At 42.3% G+C, this 20683-nt stretch carries 22 protein-coding genes; 15 read left to right on the top strand and 7 right to left on the bottom strand.

All coding sequences use genetic code 11. From position 1 onward, the window contains the following. Positions 1-94 precede the first annotated feature (94 nt). The 7 genes from nudF (at position 95) to IUZ65_RS14170 (ending at position 7204) form a co-directional block, all read left to right on the top strand. Positions 95-706 carry an ADP-ribose diphosphatase gene (nudF, locus tag IUZ65_RS14200; RefSeq protein ID WP_195704332.1) on the top strand — a complete coding sequence of 204 codons (612 nt, stop codon included), beginning with the start codon at positions 95-97 and terminating at the stop codon, positions 704-706. After that, positions 694-1131 (top strand): DUF1249 family protein, encoded by a 438-nt coding sequence (locus tag IUZ65_RS14195; protein WP_195704331.1) that lies wholly within the window; start codon positions 694-696, stop codon positions 1129-1131. Before nudF ends, IUZ65_RS14195 begins: the two co-directional genes overlap by 13 nt. A gap of 121 nt (positions 1132-1252) precedes the next feature. Continuing rightward, a complete protein-coding gene (gene cpdA / locus IUZ65_RS14190; protein WP_195704330.1) occupies positions 1253-2068 on the top strand; it encodes a 3',5'-cyclic-AMP phosphodiesterase in 816 nt (271 codons plus the stop codon). After that, positions 2065-2649, top strand: coding sequence for an esterase YqiA (gene yqiA / locus IUZ65_RS14185; RefSeq protein WP_195704329.1), 585 nt, complete (start codon positions 2065-2067; stop codon positions 2647-2649). The genes cpdA and yqiA overlap by 4 nt, the downstream gene beginning before the upstream one ends. Before the next feature lie 223 nt (positions 2650-2872). After that, positions 2873-4753, top strand: coding sequence for a DNA topoisomerase IV subunit B (gene parE, locus IUZ65_RS14180; protein ID WP_195704328.1), 1881 nt, complete (start codon positions 2873-2875; stop codon positions 4751-4753). Between the two features lie 4 nt (positions 4754-4757). Then, positions 4758-7037: a DNA topoisomerase IV subunit A gene (gene parC / locus IUZ65_RS14175; RefSeq protein WP_195704327.1), complete on the top strand. Its 2280-nt coding sequence runs from the start codon at positions 4758-4760 to the stop codon at positions 7035-7037. Positions 7038-7051: 14 nt separating this feature from the next. Next, positions 7052-7204 carry a hypothetical protein gene (locus IUZ65_RS14170; protein WP_195704326.1) on the top strand — a complete coding sequence of 51 codons (153 nt, stop codon included), beginning with the start codon at positions 7052-7054 and terminating at the stop codon, positions 7202-7204. Positions 7205-7282: 78 nt separating this feature from the next. Here the strand turns inward: IUZ65_RS14170 and degS are convergent, their stop codons facing one another. From degS to zapG, 3 genes are all read right to left on the bottom strand, one after another. Continuing rightward, complete coding sequence (gene degS / locus IUZ65_RS14165; protein WP_195704325.1) at positions 7283-8350, bottom strand: outer membrane-stress sensor serine endopeptidase DegS; 1068 nt, start codon at positions 8348-8350, stop codon at positions 7283-7285. Between the two features lie 147 nt (positions 8351-8497). Continuing rightward, a complete protein-coding gene (locus IUZ65_RS14160; RefSeq protein ID WP_195704324.1) occupies positions 8498-9865 on the bottom strand; it encodes a DegQ family serine endoprotease in 1368 nt (455 codons plus the stop codon). Between the two features lie 99 nt (positions 9866-9964). Continuing rightward, positions 9965-10396, bottom strand: a complete 432-nt coding sequence (zapG, locus tag IUZ65_RS14155; RefSeq protein ID WP_195704323.1) for a Z-ring associated protein ZapG — start codon at positions 10394-10396, stop codon at positions 9965-9967. A 157-nt stretch (positions 10397-10553) separates the two neighbouring features. On the opposite strand from zapG, the gene zapE reads away from it, so the two are divergent. The 8 genes from zapE (at position 10554) to sspB (ending at position 17121) form a co-directional block, all read left to right on the top strand. Continuing rightward, positions 10554-11657: a cell division protein ZapE gene (zapE, locus tag IUZ65_RS14150; RefSeq protein ID WP_195704322.1), complete on the top strand. Its 1104-nt coding sequence runs from the start codon at positions 10554-10556 to the stop codon at positions 11655-11657. Between the two features lie 227 nt (positions 11658-11884). Continuing rightward, positions 11885-12313, top strand: coding sequence for a 50S ribosomal protein L13 (rplM, locus tag IUZ65_RS14145; RefSeq protein WP_195704321.1), 429 nt, complete (start codon positions 11885-11887; stop codon positions 12311-12313). 15 nt (positions 12314-12328) lie between these two features. Beyond that, positions 12329-12721, top strand: a complete 393-nt coding sequence (gene rpsI / locus IUZ65_RS14140) for a 30S ribosomal protein S9 (protein ID WP_195704320.1) — start codon at positions 12329-12331, stop codon at positions 12719-12721. A gap of 566 nt (positions 12722-13287) precedes the next feature. After that, positions 13288-13881 (top strand): ubiquinol-cytochrome c reductase iron-sulfur subunit, encoded by a 594-nt coding sequence (gene petA / locus IUZ65_RS14135; RefSeq protein WP_195705127.1) that lies wholly within the window; start codon positions 13288-13290, stop codon positions 13879-13881. Next, on the top strand, positions 13881-15146 hold the full coding sequence (locus IUZ65_RS14130; RefSeq protein ID WP_195704319.1) for a cytochrome b: 1266 nt from the start codon (positions 13881-13883) through the stop codon (positions 15144-15146). The genes petA and IUZ65_RS14130 overlap by 1 nt, the downstream gene beginning before the upstream one ends. Further along, positions 15143-15880, top strand: a complete 738-nt coding sequence (locus IUZ65_RS14125) for a cytochrome c1 (RefSeq protein ID WP_195704318.1) — start codon at positions 15143-15145, stop codon at positions 15878-15880. Before IUZ65_RS14130 ends, IUZ65_RS14125 begins: the two co-directional genes overlap by 4 nt. Before the next feature lie 87 nt (positions 15881-15967). Beyond that, positions 15968-16603 (top strand): stringent starvation protein SspA, encoded by a 636-nt coding sequence (gene sspA, locus IUZ65_RS14120; protein WP_195704317.1) that lies wholly within the window; start codon positions 15968-15970, stop codon positions 16601-16603. A 35-nt stretch (positions 16604-16638) separates the two neighbouring features. Beyond that, the gene (gene sspB / locus IUZ65_RS14115) at positions 16639-17121 is read left to right on the top strand and encodes a ClpXP protease specificity-enhancing factor (protein ID WP_195704316.1); all 483 of its coding nucleotides are present in this window, start codon (positions 16639-16641) and stop codon (positions 17119-17121) included. A gap of 74 nt (positions 17122-17195) precedes the next feature. Here the strand turns inward: sspB and IUZ65_RS14110 are convergent, their stop codons facing one another. From IUZ65_RS14110 to IUZ65_RS14095, 4 genes are read right to left on the bottom strand one after another with little or no spacing between them, the layout of a single operon-like run. Then, positions 17196-17897, bottom strand: a complete 702-nt coding sequence (locus IUZ65_RS14110; RefSeq protein WP_195704315.1) for a BON domain-containing protein — start codon at positions 17895-17897, stop codon at positions 17196-17198. Between the two features lie 4 nt (positions 17898-17901). Further along, positions 17902-18492: a phosphoheptose isomerase gene (locus IUZ65_RS14105; protein WP_195704314.1), complete on the bottom strand. Its 591-nt coding sequence runs from the start codon at positions 18490-18492 to the stop codon at positions 17902-17904. 7 nt (positions 18493-18499) lie between these two features. Then, positions 18500-18868, bottom strand: coding sequence for a YraN family protein (locus IUZ65_RS14100; protein ID WP_195704313.1), 369 nt, complete (start codon positions 18866-18868; stop codon positions 18500-18502). Next, complete coding sequence (locus IUZ65_RS14095) at positions 18855-20669, bottom strand: penicillin-binding protein activator (RefSeq protein ID WP_195704312.1); 1815 nt, start codon at positions 20667-20669, stop codon at positions 18855-18857. Before IUZ65_RS14095 ends, IUZ65_RS14100 begins: the two co-directional genes overlap by 14 nt. Positions 20670-20683: the final 14 nt, after the last annotated feature.

Genomic DNA, 20683 nt, shown 5'->3' with positions numbered 1-20683 from the left:
AATTTTACTAAAAAAGTTGAGTCATATCATTGGCACTAAAGTTACTCTATGATTAAATTACTGTGCATAATGAATTTATGGGACCGACTACTCTATGAAGCCACAATTTACTTCTAAAGATGTAAAAATCATTTCTAAAGAAACCTTATTTCAAGGTTTTTTTCAAATGGTTAAGTATACATTTAAGCACAAGTTATTTGATGGTGGTTGGAGCCAGCCCGTTGAACGCGAATTATTTGAGCGCGGTCATGCTGCGGCTATGTTGCCTTATGATCCTGCTAGAGATGAAGTTGTACTCATTGAACAGATTCGAGTCGGTGCATTGGAGCATGAAAGCCCATGGCAACTAGAGATTGTTGCTGGGATAATGGATGCCGATGAAGAGACAGAAGAGCTTGTTCGCCGCGAAGCGATGGAGGAGGCGGGGTTAGAGGTGACAAATATTGCCTCGGTTGCGAGCTATTACCCTTCCGCTGGTGGATGCTCGGAAAAGCTGGATGTATTTGTTGGTCAGGTGAGTTCTTTAGGGGCTGGAGGTGTATATGGTCTTGAATACGAAAATGAAGATATCCGGGCGTTGGTCATGAACAGAAGTGATGCCTATGCACTAATAGCCGAAGGCAAAATTGAAAATGGTGCCTCGATTGTTGCCTTACAATGGCTAGAGCTTAATCACGAGAAACTTAGAATCGAATGGCTACCGTAATCTCAGGGAAACCTTATCATGTAGACTTGGCTGGGTTGATGAGAGTATACGAAACAAATTATGCTAAGTTGAACGCTCTGTTGCCAAACCAACCGAGTGTCGGTGATGTACGATCCTATCAAGTGGCTCAGATGATCTACCAATTAGAAGTCATTGAATTAACCAAGTACACTACCTTGATAGATGTTAGTCAGTGTGATCAACAGCCCATTTTTCCATTGCCAAAGATGACAGTAAGGCTATATCACGATGCTAGAGTTGCGGAAGTGTGTGCAAGTGAACAGATTTCTAGAGTGCAAGCTCGTTATGATTACCCAAATTTAAAAATGATGCAAAAAGATGAGAAGTTTCAGCTAAATCAGTTTTTAAGTGACTGGCTATCTTTTTGTTTAAAACATGGCATAAGCCGCGTTCCTCTTTTTTAGTGTCAGGTTTGTCGCGGTTTTGCACACAAAATAGAGGCAATAAAAAGCGTTTTAATTCATAATCATAAAAAATTAACAAGAATAAAGTTTAATTCAAAGGAAAGAAGTTAGGTTTACTATTTTGAAGATATCAGCAACCTTAAATAACAGCATGAAACTTTTGCAGGTTACTGATACCCATCTGTTTTCTGAAGCAGACGGGTGTTTGTTAGGTGTGAATACTCTCGACAGTTTTCATGCGGTTATTGAGGAAATAAAGACGCAAGATATTGAGTTTGACGCGGTACTGGTGACAGGCGACATTTCTCAGGATCATTCAATTCGTTCATATCAACGGTTCGAACAAGGTATTACTTATCTAGGTAAGCCTTGCTTTTGGTTGCCTGGTAATCACGATTACAAGTTGAGCATGGACAGTATTATTCCTTCCGCTCAAGTTCATGCCGATACTCATGTGCTTGCAGGCGAGCATTGGCAAGTTGTTTTGCTTGATAGCCAAGTTGAAGGTGTTCCTCATGGTCGACTCTCAGATTCACAGCTAAAATATCTAGACGAGAAACTGGCCAATAATGCACATTTGCATACATTAGTACTGATCCACCATCACCCTGTTTTTGTCGGTAGTGAGTGGATAGATCAACATTCGCTACATGATGCAGATATGTTGTGGGCCGTTGTGTCTAAACATAATAATGTTAAAGCGATATTGGGTGGACACGTGCATCAAGATTTTAATCAGTTAATCTCTGGTGTTCGAGTGATGACGACGCCTTCAACCTGTGTACAGTTTAAACCAAATTCTAAAGATTTTTTACTGGATACCCTTACTCCGGGGTGGAGAACATTAGAGTTGTTCGATGATGGCTCGTTAGAAACGAAGGTTGGACGGCTACGAAATGGTCAGTTTATACCAGATTTTAGTGCAGGAGGATATTGATGAAACCTTCATTATTGCTATATATCCATGGCTTTAATAGTTCTCCTCAATCGCTGAAAGCAAATGTTATAAAACAGTATTGCGAGGTTAATCGACCAGATATAAAAGTCGTTACGCCTCAAATGCCTTGTTTCCCGGAACAGGCTAAACAACGGTTGTTAGAACTCATTGGACGATACAAAGACGATTACCGCATTGGATTGGTTGGCAGCTCTCTTGGTGGGTATATGTCCACCTGGTTGAACAGTCTTTATGGTTTTCCCGCCGTTGTTGTAAACCCTGCAGTAAGACCCTATGAACTATTGCAAGACTATTTAGGCGAACAGACTAACCCGTATACAAACGAGACATATGTACTGCAAGAAAAGCATGTTGAGCAACTAAGAGAATTAGATGTGTTAACACTCGCGAAACCAGATAAATTTTGGTTACTTCAACAAGAAGATGATGAAGTTTTAGATTTTCGTCAGGCGGTAGAGAAATTTTCTGGCTCCAAGCAAACAGTAGAAAAAGGTGGCGATCATAGTTTCGTTGGCTTTGACCGATATCCAGAACAAATAATTGCATTTTTAGAGCTTTAATTACCTATATTCATGCGGGAAATGTCATAAAATTTCTAACCCGTGAGCAATGCGCTTGACAACGGAGCCCTTGTTCCAGACTATGTTCCCTTGTATTTACTCTGCGTGAACCCAACGTTTTTATATCTAAAACACCGTTAGTAGCGGGTTGTTACGAATTGAATTCAAAACGTGGTGTTTTCACGGCAAAGTACCCCTAAACTTATAAGACTATTTCCGTATTATGACTGAACAATATAATGCTGGGGCCATTGAAGTTCTTAATGGCCTAGAGCCGGTACGTCGCCGACCAGGGATGTATACAGATACCGTGCGCCCTAACCACTTAGGTCAGGAAGTTATCGATAATAGTGTCGATGAGGCACTGGCTGGCCATGCATCCAAAGTGCAAGTTATTCTTCATGCTGACCAATCATTAGAAGTTATTGATGATGGGCGAGGCATGCCTGTGGACATTCACCCCGAAGAGAAAATATCTGGCGTAGAGTTGATATTTTGTAAGCTTCACGCAGGTGGTAAGTTTTCTAACAAAAGCTATCAATTCTCCGGTGGTTTGCACGGTGTTGGTATCTCGGTTGTTAATGCACTCTCTAAGCGAGTTGATGTTACCGTTCGGCGTGATGGACAGGTGTATGAAATTGCCTTCGAGCATGGTGACAAGGTGTCTGATTTAGCGGTTACTGGGACGTGTGGTCGCCGAAATAGTGGTACTAGCGTGCATTTTTGGCCTGAACCAAAATATTTTGATTCAGGTAACTTTTCTGCCACTCGACTTATTAATAATCTTCGTGCGAAGGCTGTGCTTTGTCCCGGGCTAGAGATTGAATTTACAGATAAAATTAGCGGCAATGTACATCAATGGCTGTATGAAGATGGTCTTAAAGATTACCTTGTTGAAGGTGTTAAAGGTTATACCTTACTACCTGAATCACCACTCACGGGTGAATTTAAAGCAGAAACAGAAGGCGCGAGTTGGGCCTTAATCTGGCAACCTGAAGGCGGCGACCTCATCACAGAAAGCTATGTGAACCTGATACCAACGCCTCTAGGTGGTACTCATGTAAACGGATTACGCCAAGGGTTGTTGGATGCAATGCGTGAATTTTGTGAATTCCGTAACTTGCTTCCTCGTGGCGTAAAGCTAACCGGTGATGATGTTTTTGACCGCTGTTCATATGTGTTGTCAATAAAAATGCAAGACCCTCAATTTGCAGGGCAAACAAAAGAGCGTTTGTCGTCTCGTCAATGTGCTGCATTTGTTTCTGGTGTGGTTAAAGACTCTTTTAGCCTATGGCTCAATGAACGCCCTCAATTAGCTGAATTAATGGCTGAAATGTGCATCTCGAATGCGCATCGACGTATGCGTGCCAGCAAAAAAGTGGTACGTAAGAAAGTCGCTTCCGGCCCAGCGTTGCCGGGGAAACTTACCGATTGTTCCGTACAAGATTTAAGTCGTACTGAGATATTTTTTGTGGAAGGGGACTCTGCCGGTGGTTCAGCAAAACAGGCGAGAGATCGTGAGTTCCAAGCTATCATGCCGCTTCGAGGCAAAATATTGAATACGTGGGAAGTCTCAGCCGATCAGGTTTTGGCGTCTCAAGAGGTTCACGATATTTCCGTCGCATTGGGTATAGACCCGGATACGGATAGCCTTGAAACGTTACGCTATGGCAAGGTATGTATCTTAGCGGATGCGGATTCCGATGGACTTCACATTGCTACGTTGCTTTGTGCTTTGTTTACTCGTCATTTTAGATCCTTAGTTGCTCACGGCCATGTCTATGTTGCCATGCCTCCACTGTTTCGAATTGACTGTGGCAAAGAGGTTTTCTACGCACTCGATGAGCAAGAAAAAGAAGGCATTCTAGAGCGATTAAGCAAGAAAAAAGCGAAGATAAACGTGCAACGATTTAAAGGTCTGGGTGAGATGAACCCACTGCAACTTCGTGAAACTACAATGGATCCTAATACTCGTCGTTTGGTGCAACTTACCATTGACGATGATGATCTTACCGACGAAATGTTAGACATGTTACTAGGTAAAAAGAGAGCGGATGACCGCCGTACTTGGTTGCAAAGCAACGGCGATTTAGCAGAGGTTTAGAAAGATGTCCAATGAAATAACCTATGAAGGCATTGAGCAAATGCCGATGCGCAAGTTTACGGAAGATGCGTATCTGAATTATTCTATGTACGTGATTATGGATCGGGCATTGCCTTATATCGGTGATGGATTAAAACCGGTTCAAAGACGTATTATTTTTGCCATGTCCGAGTTAGGGCTATCTGCTTCCGCCAAATATAAAAAATCAGCTCGTACTGTTGGTGATGTACTCGGTAAGTACCACCCTCACGGGGATTCAGCGTGTTACGAAGCGATGGTATTGATGGCACAACCCTTTACTTACCGATATCCATTAGTTGATGGGCAGGGTAACTGGGGGGCACCGGATGATCCAAAATCCTTTGCGGCGATGCGTTATACCGAGTCAAAATTATCTAAATTCGCAGAAGTTTTATTAGGTGAGTTAGGTCAAGGTACCGTGGACTGGCAGCCAAACTTTGATGGTACAATGAAAGAACCATTAATGTTGCCTGCTCGATTACCACATATTTTGCTTAATGGTATCACCGGTATTGCCGTGGGGATGGCGACAGATATTCCGCCTCATAACGTTCGTGAAGTAGCCAATGCAGCTATACATATATTAGAAAACCCAAAAGCTGAACTGCTAGAGATAATGGATTACGTAAAAGGACCTGATTACCCGACAGAAGCGGAAATCATCTCTCCTAGTAGCGATATTCAAAAAATATATAAGACAGGCCGTGGTAGCATTAAGATGCGTGCAGTTTGGCATAAAGAAGCTTCCGATGTCGTCATTACAGCGTTACCTCATCAAGTTTCTGGTTCCAAATTGTTGGAACAAATAGCGGCTCAAATGCGAGCCAAAAAATTGCCAATGGTGGATGATCTCAGAGATGAGTCTGACCATGAAAATCCGACACGAATCGTCATTGTACCTCGCTCAAACCGAGTTGATTGTGATCAACTGATGAACCACCTTTTCGCCTCAACAGATCTAGAAAAAAACTTCCGAGTAAACTTGAACATGATTGGTTTAGACAATCGTCCACAAGTTAAAGGGTTAGTGCAGATACTGTCTGAATGGATAGAGTTTCGTCGTTTAACCGTACGTCGCAGGTTGCAGTATCGTTTGGATAAAATCCTTGCTCGACTGCACATCCTAGAAGGTTTGCTGGTTGCCTACCTAAACCTTGATGAAGTGATAGATATCATTCGTACCGAAGACCACCCAAAAGTGGTCTTGATGGAACGTTTTTCTATCACGGATATTCAAGCCGACGCTATTTTAGATATAAAACTTCGTAATCTCGCTAAGCTAGAAGAGATGAAGATACGTGGTGAGCAATCAGATTTAGAAAAAGAGCGTGATAAATTACAACTGCTACTCGGTTCTGAGCGACGTATGAACACTCTGCTTAAAAAAGAGATTCAAGCGGACGCAGAAAAGTATGGTGATGACAGACGCTCTCCGCTGATTGAGCGTGCTGAAGCCAAAGCATTAACAGAAAGAGATCTTGTACCGAGTGAGCCTATTACTGTTGTTCTTTCTGACAAAGGTTGGATACGACATGCGAAAGGCCATGATGTTGATGCCGCGAATTTGAACTATAAATCGGGCGATAGTTATCTTGCACAAGCATGCGGTAAGAGTAGTCAACAGGCGGTATTTTTAGGCTCAGATGGTCGTAGCTATTCTTTGGAATCACATTCGTTACCATCGGCTAGAAGTCAAGGAGAGCCCATAACAGGGCGTTTAAATGTCGCTGAAGGGACATCTATCCGTCAGGTTATTATGGGGGAAAACGAGCAACTATGGCTCGTTGGTTCCGATGCCGGATATGGCTTTGTGTGTAAAGGCGCCGATCTGCTTTCTAAGAATCGCAGTGGTAAGGCATTGGTTAGCCTGCCGACGAATTCTGAGGTGTTGACGCCGAAACCTGTGAGCAACCTTGATGAAGATGACATATTGGCAATAACCAACCAAGGTAGAATGTTGATCTTCCCAATTAAGGACTTACCTCAGTTGGGCAAAGGTAAGGGTAACAAGATAATCAATATTCCTGCGGCAAAAGCGAAAGTTAGAGAAGAGATTGTTTCTCATTTAATCGCTTTACCTCAGGGAGCAAAGGTTACGCTTCATGCTGGGAAACGTAAGTTGGGTCTGAAACCAGCCGATCTTGAAAATTTCAAAGGGGAAAGGGGACGCAGAGGTAACTTGTTACCTAGGGGCCTTCAGCGTGTGACCAATATCGAAATTGAAATAGGGCCAACAGTAGAAACATCTAGCCCTGAAGAATAACCCTTAAGCGACAGATGAAGATTAAAAAAGCCCAACTCGTCGAGTTGGGCTTTTTGTTGGTGTCTTTTCATGAAGAGAACGATGACCGACGGGTCACACTAAACAACTTATCAGATGAAATGTATTCGATAGAGCAGACAGCAAAGGGCATGGATGGCCTTTGCTAAGCGAACAAGGACGTCTTAATCGGTTTGTGAAATCGAGTTCATTTCGAACACATAATTAATGTAACTAGTATTACACTTTTATTCTGGGTCAGTTGATTCGCCAACTATAATCGGAATGGAAAGCGTTTTGCCATCTCTAAGGATGGTCACATTAACGGTGGTTCCTGGTCGAAGATCGGCCACGATGTCCATTACACTTTGGCGACCATGGATGGTTTGTTCATTGATACTCAGAAGAACATCGTTCTTCAGTAAACCTGCATCTGCCGCGGGACCTCCGGGGGCGATGCCCAAGATTATAATGGCCCCAACGTAATCGCCACCTAATAACCGTGATGTCATCGTATTAACATCTTGACCATCAGCTCCGATGTAACCTCGAATAACTCGTCCATCAGCAATGATTTTTTGCATAATACGATCTGCCAAGGCGTAAGGGATTGCAAAGGAGATTCCGTAGGTTTCCAGGTCGGTCGCCTGTTGGAACGACGCGGTATTAATACCAACCAACTCACCATAGGTATTAACCAAAGCACCACCAGAATTACCTTGGTTGATTGCTGCATCGGTTTGAATGAAGGCTTGTCTACCATCGGCGCTGATAGAAGAACGCCCAGTCGCTGAGATAATACCGAAGGTGGTGGTTTGACCTAGATTATAAGGGTTACCTATCGCCAATACGATATCACCTACATGAGCATCATAGTCTGAATTAAGCGGTATTGTCGGTAACTCTGTCATTTCAATACGCAATATAGCGATATCGGTACGACGGTCTTTGCCAACAAGTTGCGCGTTCGCTATTCGGCCATCTTGCAGTGCGACGATAATCTGATCGGCTTTTGCTATCACGTGGAAGTTAGTAATGATGTAGCCTTTGTCGCTAACAATAACGCCCGATCCAAGGCCCTGAGTTTTTAATGTAGTGCGATCTTCCGCCGTGTATTTTCTGCTATAGATATTGACGACAGCAGGCGCCGCTCGGAGAACTGCATCACTGAATGAAACTCGAAGCTCTTGAAAAGCACTCACGTTATCAACAATATTTTCTGGAATAATATTCGATCTTAGTGAGGGTACGGCGAGTAAAACAATCAACGCAGTTACTAAGCCTAAACCAACAGAACGTAACAAAAAATTCAGCATGTATCCCCTAATGCTGTAAAAGCACAACCACGATATTTAAGTATAGGTAAGATAAATCGTAAAAGATAAGGATACAGATAGGTGTTTGTAAAAGAAAGGGAAGATTACAAAGTAACCTTCCCGCTAGGATTGACGAAGAGTACTTCGTTATCGGACGACTAAGTATATGGTACGGTCGCCACGTTGAACGTTGAGTGCGAGTACGTTTGGTTTTTGTTCTAATACGGTTCTTAATTCACCAAGGTTGTGCACTCGTTGACGGTTTACGCCGACAATGATATCACCAAGTTGAAGTTGGAACGCCTCTGCAGAAGACCCTTTCTCAACCGAACTTACTTTTATACCTTCAACCGTGTCATCTGTCGTTGTGTTAGCAAGTTCAGCACCTTTAAGGCCGTCGTGTAAGGTTTCTGCCTTGGTTTTGCTATCAGAGGCTTCTCCGAGCGTTACGTCGAATTTTTTCTCTTTACCGTCGCGAATCACACTAAGGGTTATCTCTTTTCCTGCCCCAAGCGTAGCAACCTTGGCTCTAAGCCCACTAAAGGTTTTAATTTCCTTGCCATTGATTTTGACAATGATATCTCCTGCTTCTAAACCCGCTTTGTCGGCGGCACTATCCGGAACGACCTGGCTAATAAATGCGCCTTTACTCGCCTCATAACCCAGAGCTTCAGCTAACTCTGACGTCACTTCCCCACCTTGAACGCCCAACATGCCGCGTTTAACCTCTCCAAACTCTAGAATTTGATCAGTGAGATTAATAACCATATTGGAAGGAATCGCAAAGCCGATACCTATATTGCCACCATTAGGACCCAAAATTGCTGTATTGATACCGATAAGCTCGCCACGTAGGTTAACTAATGCACCACCAGAATTACCGCTGTTAATTGCGGCGTCGGTTTGAATGAAGTTTTCGAAGTTTTCAATGTTCAATCCGCTTCTGCCAAGAGCTGAAACGATACCTGATGTAACGGTTTGACCGAGACCAAACGGGTTGCCTATCGCGACGCTAAAATCACCAACTCGAAGTTTATCTGAATCGGCAACCTTAATCTGCGTAAGGTTTTTGGTAGATTCTAGTTTTAGCAGTGCGATATCGGACATCTGGTCACCGCCGACAAGTTCGGCGTCATACTCTCTACCGTCATGCAGTTTGACTTTAATTTCGTCAGCGCCATTAATGACATGGTAATTGGTAACGATATAACCTTTTTTCGCGTCAACAATGACACCTGAGCCTAATCCTCTAAACGGACGTTCTTGAAGTTGTTCTGATGGGAAATCGGGACCGAAGAAAAACCGAAAGGATTCCGGTAGTTGCTGCTTCGACGTTTGTTTTCCTTCTACAGCAATACTAACAACGGCCGGAGTAACATGTTCTAACATTGGAGCAAGACTCGGTAATTGTTCATTCCCTACACTGAGGGGAAGTGCTGCAAAAGCAGGTGCTGGGGTGATGACAGTGTTTAAACTTAGAGCCAATACACTTAAGGCAAGCATAGATTTTTTCATCGTTTACTCCTCTTTATTGTTATGGAGTTTATGACTCAAAAACTTGACTCTAGTTCAAATTAAACACGAAATAAAATTACCGTGAATATTAGACGACAATTAATTAGACGCTTTGACGGCTTCTGGAGCTTCAATTATTTCTTTCTTCTCTGGTGTCAGTAACCCCGTTGCACCCTTAGCGTAATCTTTAGGTTGTATATTGGTCTCTTGTTCTGAGCCCGATACTGTTTGGGTGAGTTTATTGGCAAAAGGTTGGTCTTGTTCAGGTACGTTAGCCAGCAATTCCGAAGATGTATTCGCCATATGCTGATACAGTTTGGTGTAATCTTTTCCTAATACATCAAGTAGTTCAGCCGTTTGTGAAAAATGGTCAGTCAATTCTTGTCGTTGTTGCTCCAGTTCGAACTTGGTTGTCGCGAGTTCCTTTTTCATTTGTTGATGTTTTTTGTACTGAGGGGTTTTGATTCGCGAAATGACAATACCCAAAATCGCCCCTACGAGAAGGCCTACAAGTCCGTAAATCCAAGGCATAACAGCTCCTTTCTAAATAGTCGGGGATAACATATTGTTTACATACGAATTACGCACGCTTATTTCTCATGTTACTATGAGTATGCGATTGGATAAAGAAGATACGTAATAGAATAGTGTTTTGTATAACAAGTAATAGTTTTAGGTAGCGAAGTAGATGACGCCAATAGAGAAGTATAGAAAGGATATTGAAGAGTTCGGTTTTCAAAAAGATGCGGCGCAAAGCAACGCTGTACAACAACTTGACCAACTTTTTTATCTTTATAAAGATTACTTGGAAAGCCCAAAACCGCAATTGAGCAGACTGCAACGTTTAATCGGAAAAAAGAACGAACCGCCAACACTGCCGCAAGGTATTTATATGTGGGGAGGCGTAGGTCGAGGAAAGACCTACTTGATGGATACTTTTTGCGAGACAATGTCAGACTCTAGAGTAATGAGGGTGCACTTTCATCGTTTTATGTTACGTGTTCACGATGAGATGAAAAATCTATCTGACGTCTCGGACCCACTTGAGAGGGTTGCGGACATATTTAAATCTGACACCGATATTATCTGTTTCGACGAGTTTTTTGTTTCAGATATTACTGATGCAATGATTTTAGGGACACTATTTCAAGCGTTGTTTAGAAGAGGGATTGTTTTAGTGGCAACCTCAAATATCCCACCTCAAGATTTGTATCGAAATGGATTGCAACGAGCTCGCTTCTTACCTGCAATCGATTTGATTGAAAAACATTGTCAAATTGTGAACGTCGATAGTGGTGTGGATTACCGATTAAGAACCTTAGAGCAAGCGGAGATCTACCATTATCCTCTTGATGATGTGGCTGAAAATAATCTGAATAGATATTATGGACAGTTGACGACCGACTGTAAAAATACTCTTTTTGAAATCGAAATCAATCATAGGAATATCCCGGTCAGACGAGCTTGCGACGGTGTGCTATTCGTTACGTTTGAGCAGTTGTGTCAGACAAGTCGAAGCCAGAATGATTATATTGAGATGTCACGTATTTATCACACCGTGTTGTTGTCCGGTATGGTTGCAATGAATGCTCAACTTGATGATGCCGCGAGACGATTTATTGCGTTAGTGGATGAGTTTTATGAAAGAAACGTCAAGCTGATAATCTCTGCTGAAGTAGACATGGATAATCTCTACTCTTCAGGCCAATTGGCGTTCGAATTCAGACGTTGTTTATCTCGTTTAGTTGAGATGCAAAGCCATGATTATTTGGCCAAAGAACATTTAGCTTAAAAGGCCGTTAAGAGTGTTCTGTGCTTTTTTTGATGTTTAGTCACAAAAAAGATGATTTTTTCCTCACACTTCTCTATAATCCTGCGACCCACCGTTACTGCAGGTCTATTTTTTCCAAAATATGGCCGAGAGTGCCAACACTCGAAGGGGTGATGATATGGGCTCTTAGACAGTGGGAGTATAACTACTCCTTGTGTGTAATATTTAATTAACGGGTTATTATTAGCATGAAAACTTTCGTTGCTAAACCAGCTACAGTAAAACGTGACTGGTATGTTGTAGACGCTGAAGGTAAAACTCTTGGTCGTCTTGCAAGTGAAATTGCGTCTCGCCTTCGTGGCAAGCATAAAGCTGAATACACACCTCACGTAGATACTGGTGATTACATCATCGTTATCAACGCTGAGAAAGTTGCCGTAACTGGTAACAAAGCTAAAGGTAAAGTGTATTACCGTCACTCTGAGTTCCCTGGTGGTCTAAAATCAATTACTTTCGAAAAATTGATTGATAAGAAACCAGAGATGGTTCTTGAACTTGCTGTTAAAGGTATGTTGCCACGTGGTCCTCTTGGCCGTGCTATGTACCGTAAGCTAAAAGTTTACGCTGGTACTGAGCATAACCATATTGCTCAACAACCAACAGTATTAGACATCTAATCGGGGATTATGACAATGGCAGAGAATCAATACTACGGCACTGGTCGTCGCAAAAGCTCAGCTGCTCGCGTTTTCATTAAACCAGGCAGTGGTAACATCGTAATCAACAAGCGTAGCCTTGATGTTTACTTTGGTCGTGAAACTTCTCGTATGGTTGTTCGTCAACCACTTGAGTTAGTTGATATGTTAGAAAAACTGGATCTTTACATCACTGTTAAAGGTGGTGGTATTTCTGGTCAAGCTGGCGCGATCCGTCACGGCATTACTCGTGCTCTTATGGAGCTCGATGAAACATTACGTCCTACTCTACGCGCTGCGGGTTATGTTACTCGTGATGCACGTAAAGTTGAGCGTAAGAAAGTCGGTCTACGTAAAGCACGTCGTCGCCCACAGTTCTCAAAGCGTTAATCTTCCTTCGGGATTTTACGTTCAGGCTTCGGCCGAATTGTGGCACCAAAAGCTCGGTTTTATACCGAGCTTTTTTGTATCAAAAATTCAGTTATTTCGTGCTGAATATTCGTTTACAACATCATTGGTTCATTACTCAAAGTTCAATTCAATAACCTTAACGAAGGATAAGCGACCTATTTCAATCACGCACTTTTCATCCTTCTCGCGTTAAGTTCGTTTGTGATAGCTCCCAATGCCTTCATTAATGTGCCGTGATAATGACAAAACAATTGACATTGAAGTGTCTGCCTTGATTCATTTAGAGGAATAATACTCACTGTTGGGGGCTCAGGTTAAATACAACAACTGTGAGACAAAACACTAACGTGATATTAATTCATAGCTAGATCTTGAATCTATTCAGTTTTTTGTGAACCAATGAGCGAATTTTTGTTATAAATGTTAACAAAAGGTGTAAATTTACTTATCATGCACCGTTATAAATACAATAATTTTAATTTCTGTTAGCCATGCCCTACTCAAAGCATAATGATAAAGTTGGGCAAATGGGAGATATGCTGGATATGAGCAATGCGCCTTTAAACAGTGGACGTAGGCGCTTCTTAACTGCAACAACAGCTGTTGTTGGTGGTTTGGGAGCTGCAGCCGTAGCTGTTCCTTTTATTAAATCTTGGAACCCAAGTGAAAAAGCGAAAGCAGCGGGTGCGCCCGTTGAAGTCGACATAAGTAAACTCGAAGAAGGCCAAATGGTCCGCGTCGAATGGCGTGGTAAACCTGTTTGGGTCGTTCGTCGAGCTGAATCTGTTGTGTCTGCATTGAAAGATGCTGACAGTCAACTTAGTGATCCTTCTTCAAACGAAGAGCAACAACCTTCTTATGCTCAGAATGAGTATCGCTCAATTAAGCCTGAGTATTTCATAGCGGTTGGAATATGTACCCACCTTGGTTGTTCACCAACCTATTTACCTGACAGTTTTAGTGAGCAAGTTCAAGGGGTGAGTTCTGGATTTTTCTGCCCATGTCACGGCTCTAAGTTCGATATGGCTGGACGAGTATTCCAAGGTGTACCTGCACCCTATAATTTGGTTATTCCGAAGCATATGTATTTGACGGATACCAGAATTATTATCGGTGTTGATGAAGAGGGAGAAGCCTAATGCAAGGATTAGCTGAGTGGTTTGAAAAGCGTCTGCCTTCAATAAATGCGTATAAAAAGCATTTGTCAGAATATCCGATGCCTAAAAACTTTAACTTCTGGTACTTATTTGGTTCGTTAGCCATGCTCGTGCTGGTTAATCAACTTGTTACCGGTATATGGTTAACAATGAGCTACGAACCATCAGGTGATGGTGCGTTCGCTTCTGTAGAATACATCATGCGCGATGTCGACTACGGATGGCTGCTGCGTTATATGCACTCTACAGGTGCATCAGCGTTCTTTATTGTTATTTATCTGCATATGTTCCGCGGGCTTATTTATGGTTCATACCAAAAGCCACGTGAATTAGTGTGGATCTTCGGTATGTTAATCTTCCTCGTGCTGATGGCAGAAGCCTTTATGGGATACCTACTTCCTTGGGGACAAATGTCTTATTGGGGAGCGCAGGTTATTATTTCCCTATTTGGTGCGATACCCGTTATAGGTGATGATTTAACCTTGTGGATTCGTGGAGATTATGTGATCTCTGGGGTGACATTGAATCGCTTCTTTGCACTTCACGTTGTTGCACTACCTATTGTTCTGCTTCTTTTGATTGTATTGCATCTCCTAGCACTACACGAAGTAGGCTCAAATAATCCAGATGGCATTGAAACAAAACTGCCTAAAGGAACCATGGGCGACGATTACGAAAGTTCATTTAAATTCCATGAGTATTACACAAAGAAATACGACATTATCGATTCCATTCCATTTCATCCTTATGGAACGGTAAAAGACTTTATTGGTATTGCTGGGTTCTTATTCCTGTTTTGTTATGTGTTGTTTTTTAACCCTGAAATGGGCGGCTATTTCCTTGAGCCACCTAACTTTGAGGCAGCAAATCCACTAAAAACTCCAGAGCATATTGCCCCGGTATGGTATTTCACACCATTCTACGCGATTCTTCGTGCTGTGCCTGACAAGCTATTAGGTGTTGTCGCAATGGGTGGCGCTATTATTGTGTTGTTCTTGCTACCATGGTTAGACCGTTGCAAGGTGCGTTCATATCGCTATCGTAGTAAGTTCCACTTATTTAACATCGCTCAATTCACGGTGAGCTTCATAGCCCTTGGTGTCTTAGGTGCGTTGCCTGTTACAGATTTGTATACGTTCTTGGCTCGCTTATTCTCATTAGGATATTTCATGTTCTTTGTATTGCTGTTCATTTACAGTAAACGTGAAGCAACGAAACCATTACCAGAAAGGGTGACATTCAAATGAAGAAGTGGATTGTAGTACTTTTTGCATTGTTACCATCTTTGGCTCTAGCGAGCGGTGGCAGTGTTCATTTAGATAAAGCAAATAACGACATTAGTGATAAAGCGTCTCTACAAAATGGCGCCAAGCTATTTATGAATTACTGTTTTGGGTGTCACTCAACACAATATCAACGTTATCAACGTGTTGCTACGGATCTGGATATTCCATTGGATCTGATGAAACAAAATATGGTGTTTGATCCTGAAGCGAAAATAGGTCAGTTAATGGAGAATGCCATTCCCGATGATTCAGCGGCTAAATGGTTTGGTGCTCCACCTCCAGACCTATCACTTGTTGCTCGTGTGCGTGGTGCGGATTGGTTATATACCTACTTGCGTTCGTTTTACGCCGATCCATCTCGTCCGTTTGGTGTGAACAATATTGTTTTTCCAAGCGTAGGTATGCCACATGTACTTGAAGAACTTCAAGGCATCCCAACAGCAATAGTTGAGACGCATAGTATTGATGGTGTCGAGAAAACATCTGTTGTTGGTGTTGAGACAGATGGCAGCGGTGAAATGAGTACAAGTGAATATGATAGCGCTGTACGCGATATCGTAAACTTCCTTGACTATTCAGGTGACCCAGTGAAGTTAGAGCGTGAAGCCCTAGGTTGGTGGGTGATGGGATTCCTTGTTCTGTTTACCATTGTCGTGGTTCTACTTAAGAAAGAGTATTGGCGCGATGTGCACTAAATGTGCTACCATACCGTGCTAATTTTCATGTAATGGAGACAACAGTCTCCATTCTTTTTTCTGTTTGTAAGTGTACTGGAGTTCTCGATGGCTGTAGCTGCCAATAAACGTTCTGTAATGACTCTTTTTTCAAGCGCATCTGACCTTTATAGTCATCAGGTTCGTATCGTTTTAGCTGAAAAAGGGGTAAGTGTTGAAGTCGAATTGGTTGATGATGCCAATTTGCCTAATGAACTCATTGAGCTTAACCCGTATAAGTCAGTACCAACTCTAATTGATCGCGAGTTAGCACTTTATGACTCGAAGATCATTATGGAATATCTAGACGAACGCTTTCCTCACCCACCGCTGATGCCTGTGTATCCAGTGGCGCGTGGTAATAGCCGTCTAATGATCTACCGTATTGAGCGTAATTGGTATTCACTAGCGAAGAAAATCGTTGCTGGTAGCCCTGAGCAAGCAGAATCTGCTCGTCAAAAGCTACGTAATGATCTACTGACTCTTGGACCTGTTTTTGCTGAATATGAATACTTCATGAGTGAAGAATTTAGCCTTATTGATTGCTATTTGGCTCCATTATTGTGGCGTCTACCAACCTACGGTATCGAGTTAACTGGTCCTGGTTCTAAAGAGCTTAAGATATACATGAGTCGTGTATTTGAACGTGATTCATTTTTGGCTTCTTTAACGGAAGCTGAACGCGAGATGCGTTTGGTTCAATAGTAAAGGCTGATTCGAAATATATGGATAGCAGCAATATGACCCCTCGGCGCCCTTATATGTTAAGGGCGTTTTATGAGTGGTTGGTTGATAATGATTTGACCCCCCATTTAGTTGTGGAGGCCGATCTCCCCGGTGTACGTGTACCAGATCAGTTCGTTCAAGATGGTCAGATTATATTGAATGTAGCGCCGCGAGCCGTTGGTAATTTAGAAATGAGTAACGAAGCGGTTACCTTCAGTGCTAGATTTGGTGGTAAGCCTCATTCTGTTATCGTTCCTTTATATGCGGTTCAAGCTATATACGCCAGAGAAAATGGCGCAGGCACTATGTTTGAACCTGAAGATGCATATACAGGAGCTATCGAAGAGGGCATTGTTGACGAACCTTTTGAGATTGAAGAAAGTGGACCAATAATCGGCCTAGCTGAATCTTTTGATGGAGATAACGAACCTGATAATGACCCTGATAATGATCCGCCTACACCTAAAAAGCGACCAAGCTTGAGAGTTGTTAAATAATTAAAAAGCCGTTTCATATGAAACGGCTTTTTTGACTCTGGTGTATCTAATTAGTCTAAGCAAGTCAGTATCGATTACTCTTCTGTTGGTTCGATAAAAGGTACGTCCTCTTCAAATACTGCAGTATCAACCTGAGATTCGCTAACATCAACCACCTCTGCTTTGATCTCCTGTTGCTGTTCTTTCTGAACGTCTTTAGCATCAGGCTCTTCACCATAATAGAATGCTCGTACAACCTTACTTACCCCTGAAATATTTCTAGCAATATCAACTGCTTTATCAGCATGATACGGCGACATAGAGCCTGTTAAGAAGACTTCAGTATCCTCTGTGTAAACGGTGATTTTTATTTCTCTTAGCTCGCTGTCAGCGATAATAGCTGACTTGACCTTAGTGGTTATCCACGTATCGTTACTTATCGCACCGATGGAAAGTAAAGGTTTTACTTTCATCTGGTTGTAGACAACTTTAACGCCTTTGATTTTACGAACGTCTGCTTCAACAGAGTTCATTAACTCTTGAGATACCGCTTGTCCCATCAGAAGCACTTTGCCTTTAAATGTATTTGCGGTGATACGGATGTTAAATTGATATGGTGCTTTGTTGCCAAGAGCGCCGACTTGCAAAGAGATATTTTGATCCGTTGCTAATTCGCGGCTGTCTCTCGGATCAGTGACGACATATACCGCTGTTGCTGCCCCTGCAATAAATAAACCTGCGCAACCAGAAAGTAGAATAGTGATGAGTGGAACCAGCAAAAAACGCATTTTCTTCATGTTGTTATTCCTCATGAGCAGGGAAAAGTACTTGGTCAATCAAATCACACAGGCAGTGGAGTGTCACCATATGTACTTCATGAATACGCGCGGTTCTATGTGAGGGAATGCGAATTTCCACATCATGCTCACCAAGTAAACCTGCCATCTCGCCACCATCTTTTCCTGTCAGCGCAATGATCGTCATATCGCGTGTTACTGCCGCTTCCATCGCTTTAACTATATTTTGACTGTTACCGCTGGTGGATATAGCCAACAATAGATCACCAGCTTGTCCAAAGGCTCTAACTTGATTGGAAAAAATTTGTTGGTAGTCATAGTCATTTGCGACAGCCGTTAAGGTCGTATTATCTGCGGTGAGAGCCATTGCAGGTAAGCTTGGTCTTTCTGTTTCAAAGCGATTGACCATGCAGGAAACGAATTGTTGGGCGTTGGCTGCAGAACCGCCATTACCGCAACAAAGTATTTTATTGCCGTTGAGTAGGCTTGTAACCATGGCCTGCGCGGCATGAGTGATCGCATCTGGTAACGCCTCAGCAGCGGCGATTTGGATCTGAATACTCTCGGTAAAACTTGCTTTGATACTTTCTTGCATGGTTATGTTAATCCTGCGTTATAGCGTTCTTTATCCAATTAATGTCTGTTCCATCTTGATGAATAGCAACAACATCAAATCTAAAACTAGTTGAATGAGGTGAGCGATTTTGGCGACTTAACCACACGTAAGCAGTCTTAATGAGTTTAAGACGCTTAGAGTGGTTGACGAACTCAGCAGCGTCGCCAAATTTGTTATGTTTTCGGTATTTCACCTCAACAAAGACGGTTGTGTCTTTGTCTCGCATTATTAGGTCAATTTCGCCAAATTTGGTGGTGAAATTATGTTCTATTAAATTTAAGCCTTGGCGACTCAGGTATTGATTCGCCAAGGCCTCATACTTGTTCCCGATCTCTCTTTTATTAAAGAGCGTCATGCTCCGCCCAACTGATCTCTCGTTGTACGACGCATTGTTCATCTATGCTCAGTGTACCTGTTTTACCTTGTACTTTGTGATCTTGTACTACCTTCATTTGAGGCAATTCATTGATCAATTTATAAGCGTCCATTCCTAGTGCCTGTAAACGCTTTTGACCGTTACTTTGTTTTGGCCACAGTTCATCTATTTGTGATAGTAGATCTGTATTATTCTCTATTAGCATAGGAATATCACTGAAGATAACACCGGATAGGTCTTCAAACTGTCGTTTCCCATGGTTATTGCTTCTAGAATTTGCAAATAGCTTAGGTGGCTTGGCTTCCGGGTTAATCGCAACCTCGATAAATGGTTTGATGAGCGTAAGTTCAGAGCTATTTGCGACAATATACACTGAATCGATGTCTCTTCGACTTCTCGCTTGATGTTCCAACTCCATGCCTGTTAAGTTTTCCATCTGCACGATTCGACTTTGACTTGCATTAATACCAAAAACGGAATTTATGTTTTTTTGCAACTGAGCCTTAGTTCCAAAGTAGCTTACTACGGCTAGGTTGTTGCTGTATTTCTTCCATTCGTTTTGAAACGCAGTTGCTACGCGAGTGCCTAAAGTACCTTTAGGTGCCAAGATTAATGGGTATTGAAAGCCTTGAGCAAAGAGATGCTTGGCTGCTTGCTCTACTTCTTGTTCCGGAGACAAAGTTAAGTAGCAAGTGTTTAACGTTGTATCTAACTCATCAGGGATATTAAGGGCTAGCATAGGGATTTTTTGTTCACGAAGAGCTTGAGTTTCTGTCACTTCTTCTATTTTTTTCTTCATCAGAGGGCCAACGATGAAATCAATATTCTTATTGTCCAAAGTTTGAGCTAACGCCTCATTTGTTACTTTATTCGTATCAATGACCGTAAGAATAGCATCGTCTGCTCTATTTGAATCATTCATTAGTGCCATCAAAAAGCCGTCGCGCACTAATTTAGCCTGCTTTTCATATTTTCCAGACAAAGGTAACAATAAAGCCGTGCTTTTAGGTTGAATGATTTCAAGATCAAGTATGATTTGAACATCCGTTGGTATATAAAGCGCGGCTAAATGATCTGGATTTTCAAGCATCCAAGTCTCTAGTGCATTTTTAAGCTGACCAACATCTGTGTCGAGTGTTTTCATATAAACGGTGAGCTGTAACCATGCTGCTAAGTCTTGTTCGCCTTCCTGTGCAGACAGCCTACTGATTTCAAACTGAGAGTATTGAGAAAGATTTCGCCATACTTGCTCGGAAATCGCAGCTTGTTCTGCTGGTTCTGCATACTTGCCAAGTAGGATAGTTTCGCGACTGGCATTAATATAGTCTTGAAGTTGGGAAAACAATTGAGCGCGTGTAGCGTGGTAATCTTTCCACTGCTCTTGAGGGAGTGTCCACCATTGAGTGAAGTTAAGCTGCTGTAACGCTTCGTTTGGTTGCTTCATTAATATAAGGTGGTTGGCTCTAGCAAGTTGCCACTCAGCCTGTTGTACTTCGGATAACTGTTGTTTTTCAAGTCTAGTTATTAAGAAGCCGGCCTGTTCTGTGTTCCCTTCTGCTAACGCTGCTTTCAATGCCATAATTAGCCAGTCGTTTTGAATGCTGCCTTGGATAGAGTCCGCCTTGACGATATAAGCTTGAGCCGACAGCGTAGGATCTAAGGTAATATCAATCTTTTCTGGTGCGTTTGGTTGAGAAGAACACGCTGCAAGGACAATTGCTAGTGCAATTGGAGTTACAAGGCGTGGTACACTGATTCGTTGCTGGTTCTTTCTAGCCATAAGTTATTATTCAA

Source organism: Vibrio sp. VB16, assembly GCF_015594925.2.
Taxonomy (GTDB): Bacteria; Pseudomonadota; Gammaproteobacteria; order Enterobacterales; family Vibrionaceae; genus Vibrio.
The sequence above is the reverse complement of the archived record's forward strand: the minus strand, read 5'-3'. Positions and strand labels throughout refer to the sequence as shown.